The organism is Mangrovibacterium sp. (assembly GCF_059905295.1).
Genome location: NZ_JBZQJF010000018.1, coordinates 1 through 12605, shown reverse-complemented (window position 1 = coordinate 12605; position 12605 = coordinate 1). Strand labels below are relative to the sequence as shown.

Here is a 12605-nt window from a genome sequence, read left to right as displayed (position 1 = left end):
ACAAAAATAATCCTCAAAATTGTTAATTTCTCCATAACAACTGTTGAAACAAACTCAGAAAAATGTTTCTAAATAATTTCGTAAACATCAATTTTATCTTAAGAGAAATAGAAAAAGAATTTGCAAAATTTAAATATGGCGAAAAAATCAAGAGAAATTAAACAACAATTAATAGGCTTAATAACCCAATAAAATCAAGGTTTATAACAAATCAACAATTGTTAATTACTACGAGATATCATTCATACTCAACAACAAAAACTGTTAATTGATCGTTAACAAACCAACACTAAAGTTTAGTTTCCTTACGAAACAAGAAATACGGAAAAATTTTATCCCGCCTATTAACAGGCTATCATTATTAGTATTGATTTATTAAAAGAACTATAAAGAATAATACTAGAAATATACGTTTGATGGGGTTTCCTTTTTGATGAAAAACGAATTAAATTTGGAACTGAATAACAACGAAAGAGAATGAATGAAAGACTATCCATACTATTAGTGGAAGATAATGTGTTGAATCAGAGGATTGTAACTTTCAGCTTAAAAAAATATAACCATGTTGTTGAAATCGCCAACAATGGTTTAGAAGCTCTTAATATATTCAAGGAAAGAAAGTTCGATGTAATCCTTATGGATATCATGATGCCTGTTATGGACGGTTTGGAAGCAACCCTTAAAATTCGTGAATACGAAAAGGAAAAAAACATTCTTGAGTTGACTCCCATTATTGCTGTTACAGCTAATACAATGGATAATGATCGTGAAAAATGTTTGTCATACGGTATGAATGAATTTATGGCTAAACCTTTCGATATAAATAAGTTGAATGCTATATTCAGCGATCTTCGCATTAATACTTACTAACAGTTTCTCGGGCCGTTCCGAAATAAATTTATCTTTGTTGCTTAAAGTGAAGCGCAAATTTTATGACGGAACCAATTGACTTGCACCACGAATCTTTTTCAGATCGGGATAACGAGATTGATAAACGTTTGCGTCCTTTGTCTTTTGATGACTTTAAGGGACAACAGCAAATCGTTGAAAATCTTCGTGTCTTCGTTCAAGCCGCAAAAATGCGTGGTGAAGCATTGGATCATGTTTTGCTTTTTGGACCTCCGGGATTAGGTAAAACCACCCTTTCGAACATTGTTGCAAACGAACTTGGTGTTAGTCTGAAGCTAACTTCGGGACCGGTTTTGGATAAACCAGGTGATTTAGCAGGCCTGTTGACGAACCTCGATGAGCGGGATGTGCTCTTCATTGACGAAATACACCGTTTAAGCCCCATAGTCGAAGAATATTTGTATTCTGCTATGGAGGACTATAAAATCGATATAATGATCGATAAGGGGCCCTCAGCACGCTCAATTCAGCTCGAATTAAATCCCTTTACCCTGGTTGGTGCGACGACACGTTCCGGATTGCTCACAAGTCCTCTTCGCGCACGTTTTGGTATCAAATCTCATTTCGAATATTATGACCTGAAGATTTTAACGGGAATTGTCAAACGTTCGGCTTCGATTTTGCAGGTTGAGATTGATGAACGGGCAGCCATTGAAATTGCCTCCAGAAGCCGTGGTACACCACGTATCGTCAATGCTTTATTGCGTCGTGTTCGCGATTTTGCGCAAGTGAAAGGAAACGGACGCATTGATATGGAGATTACCAAATTTTCGTTGGAAGCTTTGAATATTGATACCCATGGGCTCGATGAAATGGATAATAAGATTCTTCACACAATCATCGATAAATTCAAAGGTGGTCCTGTTGGAATAAGTACCATTGCAACTGCTGTAGGTGAAGATAGCGGAACCATTGAAGAAGTGTACGAGCCCTTTCTGATTAAAGAAGGTTTTATCAAACGTACACCCAGGGGACGTGAAGTAACTGATTTGGCTTATAAACACCTGGGTGTCTTTAAGCCCGGAAGCGATGCAACCCTATTCTAGCCAGGTTGCCGGACCGGGTACCTAAATTTTTCACGAATTATCTTGTTTTTCAGATGGCCTGTTAACGACGTGCAAGTCAAGCTGTGGAAAAGGAATTTCAATTCTGTTCTCTTGGAATGCTTTGTTAATGGCGATTGTAAGATCACTTTTGGTTTTAAAGCTGTGTTCGAATGATACCCAGCATAACAGCCTAAAATCAAGTGAATGATTGGAAAATTCATTGAAGACAACCATGGGTTCCGGAAATTTCTTAACCAATTCATTTTCTGCAGCAACCTGTTTTAATACCTCGATTACGAGCTCGGGGGCAGTTCCGTATTTCACTCCAATCTTAATATCCAGTCTTCGTTTTGTATCAGATAATGTCCAGTTTATGAGTTGATTTGAGACAAGGTTTGAATTTGGAACAACCACTTCTGCTCCGTCATAGGTTCGCACCTTACTACTTCGGATACCGATTTTTTTAACCTCACCAAGTAATTGATTTAGTTCTATCGTATCTCCCACCTGAATCGGACGTTCGTAAATCAGTATTAAGCCAGAAATGAAGTTGTTTACAATATTCTGCAGACCAAAACCAATACCAACGCTAAATGCTCCGATCATGATACTAATTTTAGTCAGATCGACACCGGCAACTGATAAGGCAAACAGGAAACCACCGAATACAATGACCATTCTTAAGGTTATTGAGATGGCTGCCGGAATACCCCGAAGCTTTTGCGTTCGTCTAAAGTTTTGCTCGTCAAAAGCTATTCTTATGATGGTTACAATTCCCCAGGTGATAAACATGATAATTAAGAACTGGATAATTGATTCCCAAGTAAAAGCAAAGCTACCGACATGACGTTCAGTTGTTGTAAAGTATTCAAATTTATCGTAGAAAACGGTATTGATTTCGATGATGGATAAGAAGGTGTTAAAACTGATAAAGACAAACAGTACACTAATCAGCAATAAGATTCTTTTTTTGAATAAGGGAAAATACTCCTGACTTTTATACTTGTCGTAGCGGGTTAACAGCTCGAAGGTGGTAAACAGGCAGCTTTTGGTAATTTCCCATGCCCCGATGATAACAATGATCGCATAGGAAACGTGTGTGGTCGTTTTTAAGAGAAAAACAGCCAAATTCTGGTATCCGAACAGATCCGAAATTAAAGCTGTCAGATACATGAAAAAAACGGGATAGCGGATTAAATAAACAATCCAGGGATAACGAAAGTCGTTGGTTCCTTCTTTCCTTACGTTTAAGCGAAGAAAAAATGAAAACAAAACAACCCCAATAAAGGCTTCAACTCCCAGGAAAATGCTGGCATAATTGCCAAAGAAGCCGGCAAATATTTCAAAATTGTTGAGTATGGCTAACGGAACGAATACGAGAATTAAGCCACGTTCTTTTCGGCTGATGTAAGGGCTTAATAAAAAGTAAGTAATGAGTAAAATCGATAAACCCAAAAGCCCGGAAAAGAACATGGGGATATTTTTGAATAGCAGGTAGAAAGCAAAAATTATCAGGTATACGATTGCTAAGATTGGCTTGTGGATGATTAATTCATTGATGTCCCCTGTATTTACGGACTTGCCAGCTAATTTTTTATTCTTGTAAAAGTAGGCTAACAGACTAATAAATACTATAATAGACAAGCTCCAGAAAATGAAATCTTTAACATGTGTATTTAAAGATGGTAAAGAATTTTTTAGCGAAATCCTGTTTTCAGTCCAGGCTTTATCCAGTTGATCGCTAAACGATCCTTCAAAAGAACCGGCCATCGGCATTTTCCAAATGACAGGTTTGGTGGCTTTTAGTAAATCTTTTCGGTAGGATCTATGGAGTAGTTCAATGCTTTCAATTTGTTCGTCAATCTCAATGACCTGATCGATCATTTTGGAGTCTAAAATTGTAATTTTTTCGAGTGCTTTAAAGACCCTTGTTTCCAGGTCCTCTAAACGATTTATCGTGGTTGATATTCTTTTGTTTAAGTCATCAGGGATGGCTTGTGTATTGAGATGTTTCGAAGTTTCTTCCCATAGTTTTTCTTCCTTTTTGGTTTTCTCCGAAATAGCTACCAGGCTTTCGATTCGGTTAGTTAAATCGGTTTGCCACAATTCCAGTTGTGATCGGTAGCCGTTCCAAATTCGTTTGGTATTGATTAAGAAAAAACGGGAAACATTGTTAAGAGCATTCAGCTGGTCAAATTCATCAAATTCGTGTTGTACCTGCACACGCAGCTTTTCAAACGAAGTATCAATTTTCGCTATGTTTTCGTAGGAATCAATCTTCTTCTCGCCTTCTTTAATGCTTCTGTTGATCCGTTCAATTTCAAAGGCAATTTCTGCCGCTTTGTAACGCTGTTTTTTATCAACCTTTGCAGTATCCTTTTGAGTTAACCCTTCAGCTAATGGCGCTAAAATATTTTGTCCTTCGGAGGAAAGACTGTGCAGAATAAATGAAGCAACAAATAAAAACGAAAATATAAATTTCATTGACAGTAATTGGTTAAGTATGTGCACTTATCCAAATTTAATGAATTCATATTTAATGAGTCGTGTCCTTTGCTGCTTTTTAATATAAGATCAATGAATTAAAGCAATAAATGGTAACTTCGACCTCTCTAATCGTAGATACCGATTAAATCTTTCGGGCTACTGCTCCTTTTTCAGCTTTACTTCGAATAAACTGGGCCAGAGTTTACCGGTCACATACATTTTGCCATTTGCTTTGTTAAACGCAATTCCGTTTAACACATCAATGGGTTTTTCCGGGTTGTACATTACCGACATCAGGCCCGAAAAATCGATCTTCGCAGCAACGCGGCCAGTTTTCGGGTCGATTTTAACGGCAAAGTTGGTTTGCCAGATATTGGCATACACATAGCCTTCGTAGTATTCCAGTTCGTTCAGGTTGCGAACCGGGCCATTGTTATCGTATACCGGCACTCTTCGCTCAACCTGGAAGGTTTCGGGATTCATAAAGTCCATATATTCAGATCCATCGGTTTTTATCAGTTCATGACCGTCGTGCGTTAATCCCCAACCCTCAGCTGTATCGTAATAGAAGCTGTCGATACGGGCAAAAGTGTTTAAATCGTACACAAAGCCCTGTTGTGCTTTATAAGTAATTTGGTAAATCTTATTGTCGACTATTGTGATCCCTTCGCCGAAATAGCGATCTTTCATTTTGAATGCTTTCAACACCTTCCCGGTGGTAAGATCGAACTGGTAGATGCCTGAATGGCCATTTTGACCGGTACTTTCGTAAAATTTGTTTTCGTGAACTTCGAGCCCTTGTGTAAAATGCTCGGTATTGTGCGGGTAAGTATGAACAATGTCGTAGGTGTATAGTTCGGGAACCAGGTTGGAAACAACCTGCAGGCTTTCATAGCTGACTCCTTCTACCCCGTCTTTTTTGGTGGCAATCACCTTCAGCTGGTGTTTACCCAGGCTGTTCAAAGCAAGGGCCGGGTAGCTGAATTCTTCCTTTTCGGATGTTGTTAAGAGCTTATCGTCGTAATAAAGTTCGGCTTTGGCCAGTTCTCCGTTTTTCGGATTTACCTTTATTTCGACCTGTATGGTATCGTACAAAGCTAATTTAGTGCGTTTGGGAAGAATGTCAATTTTAGAAACCGGTGGTCTCGATTTTTTGGAGGTGTTACTGCAAGAAATACCGGTAACTACAAGTAAACAAATACTTACAAGCGCAAAAACTTTAAATCTCATTCTGTTTATTTTTTGTCCGAAGCGTAAAAATAACTAAAAACCTGAGTTCGGTCTAAAATGCTTCACAGCTTTAACTTTTTTTGAGAAGAAACTTCACTAGTTTTCGAAGTGCTATCGGGATAATTCACGAAAATCGGGGGAAGTTTAGGACTCCAAAAGCCCTTCTGTTTTGAGGAGAGTCTAAACAGAATCTTTCTGAGCCCTCAGTTTTTATTGAGGACTTAAACAGAATCTCTCCGGGCTCTCAGTTTTCATTGAGGGCTTAAACAGAATCTTTCTGAGCCCTCAGTTTTCATTGAGGGCTTAAACAGAATCTTTCTGAGTCCTCAGTTTTCATTGAGGGCTTAAACAGAATCTTTCTGAGCTCTCAGTTTTCATTGAGGGCTTAAACAGAATCTCTCCGGGCTCTTAGTTTTCATTGAGAACTTAAACAGGATCAGTTTGGCTCCTCTTCGCAGGTTTTTTAGGGATTTGTGTTCTGGTCGATAGCTATCTGCCATTCGTATTGAGGGGATTTGTGGTTGTTTTTCTCATCGAAAGGTTTGAGAATACTCCTCCATTATTCCGGGGATCGTATCGCTTAAAAGTTTTTGGTCGGGTTTTAACTGATTGATGCGAATAGCTATCTTTACCAAAAATTTCAACCCCTTGAGCTCATTTAAAAGATTAGTTGGCGATACCGCCATTTACGGAGTTAGCAGTATTGTAGGCCGCTTTTTAAACTGGTGGCTTGTACCCTACTATTCGCACATTTTTTTGGCGGCCGAGTATGGAATTGTTGCCAATTTATACTCGTACATGGCCTTTTTGCTGGTTTTGCTCACCTACGGCATGGAGACCGGTTACTTCCGGTTTGCATCGCGGGCCGAAGATAAAAACCTGGTGTACTCGAGTTCGCTGATCTCCTTGTTCGTCACTTCGCTCAGCTTTTTGCTGGTGGTGTACACCTTTTCCGACAATATTGCGCATTGGATGGAGTATGAAAGCCATCCGGAATATATTCGCTGGATTGCGCTCATCATGGCTTTTGATGCGTTTACCTCGATTCCCTTTGCGAAGCTTCGTATTGAATCGCGGCCCATTAAGTTTGCAGCGATTAAGCTCATCAATATTTTCAGCAACATTTTCTTCAATATTTTCTTTCTCAGTGTTTGTCCTGCCCTTTTGAAAGGGAATCCGGACAGCCTGTTGCGGATGATTTACAATCCCGAAATTGGTGTTGGCTATGTCTTCATTTCAAACCTGATTTCAAGCGGTATAACCTTGTTGTTATTGTTACCTGATTTGCGTGTTAAAATTCGTTTTAGCCGTGTTTTGCTGAAAGAAATGATTTGGTATTCCTTCCCTATTTTGGTGGTTGGTGTGGCCGGCATGGTGAATCAGAATATCGATAAAATTTTAATTCCGAGACTCATTCCTGATGACCAGGGGCCAATGGAACAATTGGGTATTTACGGAGCCAACTATAAGCTGGCTGTTTTAATGAATATGTTTATTCAGGCGTTTCGTTATGCCTTTGAGCCTTTTTTCTTTTCGCAGGTGAAGTCGGAAAACAACAAACGAGGCTATGCATTTATCCTGAAATATTTTGTGATTTTTGGATTGCTGATCTTCCTGGGAATAAGTTTGTTTTTAGACCTGTTTAAAGCCCTTCATATTTTAGATGAATCTTATTTCTCGGGCATGAAAGTCGTCCCGATCGTGTTGATGGCTAACCTCTTTTTAGGGATTTACTATACCCTTTCGTTGTGGTATAAATTGACCGATAAAACCCGCTTCGGCGCTTATTTTGCACTTATTGGAGCAGCACTGAGCTTGGTTCTCAATATCATTTTTATTCCGATCTATGGGTATATGGCTTCGGCTTGGGCAGTGCTTATTTGCTTTGTCGTCATGACGATTCTCTCCTACCTGGTTGGGCAAAAATATTTTCCGGTTAACTACCCCATTAAGCGAATTGCCCTGTATTTCGGGCTTGCTTTGATCGTGTATGCTGCTTCCCGAGTAATTCCCGAAATATCGCAAATGATGACCTATGCAATCAATTTGATTTTGTTTTTAGGCTTTGTTGCTGTCGTATTTGTGTTAGAAAATAAGGAATTCCGCAAGTTTCTTCATTAGAAAAAGACAATTAAATACTTTTATATATTATTTTTGTCAATAGGATTACTCAAAAATACAGGGCATTGGAGTTTAGTTATCGTTGTTTTCCGATCATAACAAATTAGGAACAATTGGATTTTAACTGACTTCACAGGTCTGTTTTCGTGGGTTTTCATTAAAAAAATTCGGTTGTATTTTAAGTTTTGAAGTAGGACGATTTTGAAAGAGAATAGACCGAAACTAAAAGTCAACACCAATCCTAATAAAACTGCTATGGCAGAGGTTAAAAAGAAATTCATGCACGATGCTGATCAGATTGCTTTCGATAAAAAGCATCGGGCAACAATCAAATTTAATATTGCGCGTTATGATGCCGCTGTAGAAAAAGGTCGGCAACGCTATTCGGATCTGGACTTAGCCAAAGAACGTGGTTCGTTTGTGAAGCGTACCGTTGTGGAAAACCTGGATAAATACCTGTTGGAATTCGAAAAGAATATAACAGCACGCGGAGCCGAGGTTGTTTGGGCTGAAGATAGTGCCGAAGCGATCCAATCGATTGTAAAAATACTGAAAGAAAACAATGCTGAACTGCTTGTTAAAAGTAAATCGATGACTACTGAAGAAGTCGATTTTAACGAGCATGTTGAAGCGGCAGGAGTCCATTCACTGGAAACTGATTTGGGTGAATACATTGTGCAGTTGGCAGGCGAAAAGCCTTACCACATTGTTACGCCTTGTATGCATAAATCGAAAGAAGATATTGCCGAGCTGTTTCACGAAAAGTTCGATACTCCTGAAAAAAGTACACCGGAATATTTGACTGGTTTTGTTCGCAGTAAGCTGCGCGAAAGCTTTGTGAAAGCCGATGTTGGTGTGACGGGAGCAAACTTCCTGATTTCGGATGTTGGTGGTATTGCGCTGACTGAAAATGAAGGAAATGCGATGATGACCTTTTCCTTCCCCAAAGTGCATATTGTAATTGCCGGAATTGAAAAGCTGGTTCCTAAGATGAACGATCTGGCCCTGATGTGGCCTTTACTGGCAGCACACGGGACCGGTCAGCAAATTACCGTGTACAATTCCATTGTTTCGGGACCGCGTCAACCGGGCGAAAAAGATGGCCCGGAGAAGATGTATGTCATTCTTTTAGACAACAAAAGAACCGAGCTCTATAAGCAGAAAGATCAATACCTGGCATTGAAATGTATTCGTTGCGGTGCTTGTTTAAATGCTTGTCCGATTTATAAAAATATTGGTGGTTATACTTATGCTGCCACCTATAGCGGACCAATCGGATCGGTGATTACGCCGTTTTTCAAAGGCTTTTCCGATTACAATCACCTGAGTTCAGCCTGTTCGGTTTGCGGAAAATGTACCGAAGTTTGTCCGGTCAAAATTCCACTGCATAACCTGTTGTTATTTAACAGAAGGGACGCTGTAAATCAAGGTAATGGTTCGTTTATCTGGAACCAGGGAATGAAAGCTTACGAATTTGCTTTCAGTAAACGAAGCCGCCTGGATGCTGTTGGCGGAAAAATGAAAAATGCTTTAACCGGACTAGGTAAGAATGCCTTGGGTGATCAAAAGCAAACACCTCATTTTGCCGATCGGTCATTTGCCCAGCAATGGAAGGCGTTGCATAAAGATGAGAAAAAGTAAAAAGTTATTTATAATAATTGGGATTACTAAACACGTTATATTATGCTTTCAAATACTTGTAAATACGCCATTCGTGCATTAATTTATTTGGGAAAATTTGGTGAAGACGGAGAAAAAATAGGTATCAAAAAAATTGCCGGTGATCTGGATATTCCAACTCCGTTTCTGGGGAAAATTTTGCAAAACCTGGTGAAACAGAAAATCCTTGCTTCAACAAAAGGACCAAACGGTGGCTTTGGATTAGGTAAGTCAGCCGAAGACATTACCCTGTACGATATCGTGAGAACCATTGATGGCGACGATTTTTTCAATAATTGCCTGATTAGCCACGAAACCTGTTCAAGTCATCACGAGCACGGTAAACCTTGTGCGGTACATAATCAGTTTAGCAAAGTTCGTAACGAGCTAATGGTTTTTTATTCGGAAACCAACATCGCTAAGATCATTGCCGACATGAAAGGTCACGAAGATTTGATTAAAATCTAAGTTTTTTTACGGATCGAACGTTTCAGCCTTAAGCAATCCGCTATGTTTTGAAGGATCTTTTTCTATTTCAGAAAACATACTTCAGACTGGGATGTTAATGTGTTGATTGATTATTAATATGGCTGGAATTTATATTCATATTCCGTTTTGTAAAACGAAATGTCACTACTGCGATTTTTATAAATCGACAGATTTTGCCTCTCGTCCTGATTTTTTATCGGCTTTGAAATTGGAAATTCAAGCACGAAAAGACGAGTTGAACGGCGAAACAATTGAAAGCATATATTTTGGTGGCGGAACACCTTCAGTCTTGAAGGTTGAAGAAATTGAACAGATTTTAAGGCAGCTTTTCGATACTTATTCTGTTTCAGCCGGAACAGAAATAACGATGGAGTGTAATCCGGACGACCTTTCTCCTGAATTTTTAAGGGCTTTAATAGCAACTCCTGTAAATCGCCTGAGTATTGGTACCCAATCCTTCAATAATCAGGATCTGAAAAGCATGAACCGGCGCCACAATGGGGAACAGGCGGTGTCGGCAGTGAAGATGGCGCAGCAGGTCGGATTCTCCAATATCAGTATCGATTTAATTTACGGGCTTCCCAATCAAACGCTTGAAGCCTGGCGCGAAAACGTCCAAAAAGCTATCCAGCTTGGAGTTCAGCACATTTCAGCTTATCATCTTACCTATCACGAGGGCACGGTTTTTTACGATTACCTGAAAACAGGGAAAATAAAGGAGTTACCCGACGAATTAAGTTTCGATCAGTTTAAGCTTTTGAAAGAAGAATTGGAAGAAGCCGGATTTGAGCATTACGAGATTTCTAACTTCTCGTTACCGGGCCTTTATTCCCGTCATAACCGGGCCTATTGGGAGCGTAAAAGTTATTTGGGTTTTGGTCCATCAGCCCATTCATTTGATTTAAAAACACGGCGCTGGAATGTCTCCTCTTTACGGAAATATTTACAAGCCTTCGAGAATAATTCAAGCTATTGGGAAAACGAAATATTAAGTGAACAAGATCAGTACAACGATTATGTCATCACTTCTCTAAGAACGAAATGGGGTATTGCTGATTCGTATTTGGCAGATCACTTCAACACGTCGTTTTGTAAGCATTTTAAGCGTGAAATAGAGCCTTTTATCGAGTCCGGACATGTTCGGGTAGAAACCGGTGCTTATGGTTTAACGACCGATGGTTTATTTATTTCGGACAAGATTATGGAGCAACTTCTTTATGTTGAAGATTGATAAATAGTGTTAATTGATTTGAACAAAAGTAGCGGCTCCGGTTTAAATACCTATATTTGGAAATTGTAAAATTAGAAAGCTGGTCAACGATCAATAAATGATACAGATATGCAGGTGAAAATTATCAATAAATCGGAAAATCCTTTACCATCTTACAGTACTTCATTATCGGCAGGCATGGATTTGCGTGCTAATTTAAGCGAGCCGGTGGTTTTAAAACCGCTCGAAAGAGCTTTAATCCCGACAGGTTTGTTTGTTGAGCTTCCCGCCGGTTACGAAGCTCAGGTTCGTCCGCGTAGTGGTTTGGCAATCAAAAAAGGAATTACGGTTTTGAATTCACCGGGGACCATTGATGCTGATTATCGTGGCGAAATTTGCGTCATTTTGATCAACCTTTCACAGGAGGATTTTACAATTCAGCATAGCGAACGAATTTGCCAAATGGTGATTGCCAAACATGAAACCATTGGTTGGGATGAAGTTGAAATTTTAGAAGAAACTGAACGTGGAGCCGGTGGTTTTGGTCATACCGGTCATCATTAGGAACTTCGTTTTTTTGAGCTGATAGAAATTATAAATGGGCCGTTGGTCTTAAAGGGACAGAATGGATATTAGAAAGTTAGGATATTTTGCATTGCTTGGGTTAACCCTGGCATCGTGTGCTACAACCAAACAGCAAGTTGAAGTTGCTAGTGCTAGTCCGGAAGCTACAACAAGCAAAGAAACAGTACTGACGGAAGATCAGGAAAATGAATTTGAATATTTGTTTATCGAAGGTCTGAAGCAAAAGAAATTAGGTAATTTAACCAATGCTGTTTCGATTTTTTCCCGTTGTTTGGAAATCGATCCACAGTCGGCTGTTGCCATGTACGAAATGGGAACGCTTCACTATGCCAATAAGGATCTGACAAGTGCTGCTTTATTGCTTGAAAAAGCAACGACTATTAACCCGAAAAACAAGTGGTATAAAATTTCACTGGCGCAGGTTTACCAGCAAAGACGTCAGTATAGCGAGGCGGCTCAAATCTACGATCAGTTGTGTAAAATGGAACCGGGCAATTTAGAGTTTTTGTACAACAAGGCTGTATTGCTTGGTATGGCTGAAAAGTACGACGAAGCTATTCAGGCCTACGATCAGCTGGAAGAGCAAGCAGGTTTAACGGATCAAATTGCGGTAGCCAAACAGAACCTTTATTTGAAAATGGGTAAAACTGACAAAGCTTTTGAAGAGATTAATCGCTTAATTCAGTCAAACCCTGAAGAACCGCAGTATTACGGTTTAATGGCTGAGCTGTACCAAAGCCAGGGTGACAAAGAAAATGCCCTTAAATACTACAATAAAATCCTCGAGATAGATCCTGAAAATGGTTTTGTTCATTTTTCGTTAGCTGGTTTTTATACCGAGCAGGGTGATATGGATAAAGCTTTTGAGG

Annotated in this window: 10 protein-coding genes; 8 read left to right on the top strand and 2 right to left on the bottom strand. The window is 39.4% G+C overall.

What is annotated here, in order from left to right:
* The first annotated feature begins 477 nt into the window (after window positions 1-477).
* Window positions 478-870: a response regulator gene (locus AC37HE_RS00830; protein ID WP_500780872.1), complete on the top strand. Its 393-nt coding sequence runs from the start codon at window positions 478-480 to the stop codon at window positions 868-870.
* Between the two features lie 62 nt (window positions 871-932).
* Window positions 933-1955: a Holliday junction branch migration DNA helicase RuvB gene (gene ruvB, locus AC37HE_RS00825; protein ID WP_500780871.1), complete on the top strand. Its 1023-nt coding sequence runs from the start codon at window positions 933-935 to the stop codon at window positions 1953-1955.
* Between the two features lie 30 nt (window positions 1956-1985).
* Here the strand turns inward: ruvB and AC37HE_RS00820 are convergent, their stop codons facing one another.
* Window positions 1986-4439, bottom strand: coding sequence for a mechanosensitive ion channel family protein (locus AC37HE_RS00820; protein WP_500780870.1), 2454 nt, complete (start codon window positions 4437-4439; stop codon window positions 1986-1988).
* Between the two features lie 159 nt (window positions 4440-4598).
* A complete protein-coding gene (locus AC37HE_RS00815) occupies window positions 4599-5672 on the bottom strand; it encodes a glutaminyl-peptide cyclotransferase (protein ID WP_500780869.1) in 1074 nt (357 codons plus the stop codon).
* A gap of 648 nt (window positions 5673-6320) precedes the next feature.
* On the opposite strand from AC37HE_RS00815, the gene AC37HE_RS00810 reads away from it, so the two are divergent.
* From AC37HE_RS00810 to AC37HE_RS00785, 6 genes are all read left to right on the top strand, one after another.
* Complete coding sequence (locus AC37HE_RS00810) at window positions 6321-7793, top strand: lipopolysaccharide biosynthesis protein (protein WP_500780868.1); 1473 nt, start codon at window positions 6321-6323, stop codon at window positions 7791-7793.
* 255 nt (window positions 7794-8048) lie between these two features.
* A complete protein-coding gene (locus tag AC37HE_RS00805; RefSeq protein WP_500780867.1) occupies window positions 8049-9434 on the top strand; it encodes a lactate utilization protein B in 1386 nt (461 codons plus the stop codon).
* A gap of 42 nt (window positions 9435-9476) precedes the next feature.
* Complete coding sequence (locus AC37HE_RS00800; RefSeq protein WP_500780866.1) at window positions 9477-9920, top strand: RrF2 family transcriptional regulator; 444 nt, start codon at window positions 9477-9479, stop codon at window positions 9918-9920.
* Window positions 9921-10038: 118 nt separating this feature from the next.
* Window positions 10039-11172, top strand: coding sequence for a radical SAM family heme chaperone HemW (gene hemW / locus AC37HE_RS00795; protein WP_500780865.1), 1134 nt, complete (start codon window positions 10039-10041; stop codon window positions 11170-11172).
* A 108-nt stretch (window positions 11173-11280) separates the two neighbouring features.
* Window positions 11281-11715: a dUTP diphosphatase gene (dut, locus tag AC37HE_RS00790; RefSeq protein WP_500780864.1), complete on the top strand. Its 435-nt coding sequence runs from the start codon at window positions 11281-11283 to the stop codon at window positions 11713-11715.
* Between the two features lie 61 nt (window positions 11716-11776).
* A partial coding sequence (locus AC37HE_RS00785; protein ID WP_500780863.1) for a tetratricopeptide repeat protein occupies window positions 11777-12605 on the top strand: 829 nt, incomplete at its 3' end.

Coding starts and splice junctions, on each gene's coding strand:
- AC37HE_RS00830 (WP_500780872.1), top strand. CDS start 478: ATGAATGAAAGACTATCCATACTATTAGTGGAAGATAATGTGTTGAAT.
- ruvB (WP_500780871.1), top strand. CDS start 933: ATGACGGAACCAATTGACTTGCACCACGAATCTTTTTCAGATCGGGAT.
- AC37HE_RS00820 (WP_500780870.1), bottom strand. CDS start 4,439: ATGAAATTTATATTTTCGTTTTTATTTGTTGCTTCATTTATTCTGCAC.
- AC37HE_RS00815 (WP_500780869.1), bottom strand. CDS start 5,672: ATGAGATTTAAAGTTTTTGCGCTTGTAAGTATTTGTTTACTTGTAGTT.
- AC37HE_RS00805 (WP_500780867.1), top strand. CDS start 8,049: ATGGCAGAGGTTAAAAAGAAATTCATGCACGATGCTGATCAGATTGCT.
- AC37HE_RS00800 (WP_500780866.1), top strand. CDS start 9,477: ATGCTTTCAAATACTTGTAAATACGCCATTCGTGCATTAATTTATTTG.
- hemW (WP_500780865.1), top strand. CDS start 10,039: ATGGCTGGAATTTATATTCATATTCCGTTTTGTAAAACGAAATGTCAC.
- dut (WP_500780864.1), top strand. CDS start 11,281: ATGCAGGTGAAAATTATCAATAAATCGGAAAATCCTTTACCATCTTAC.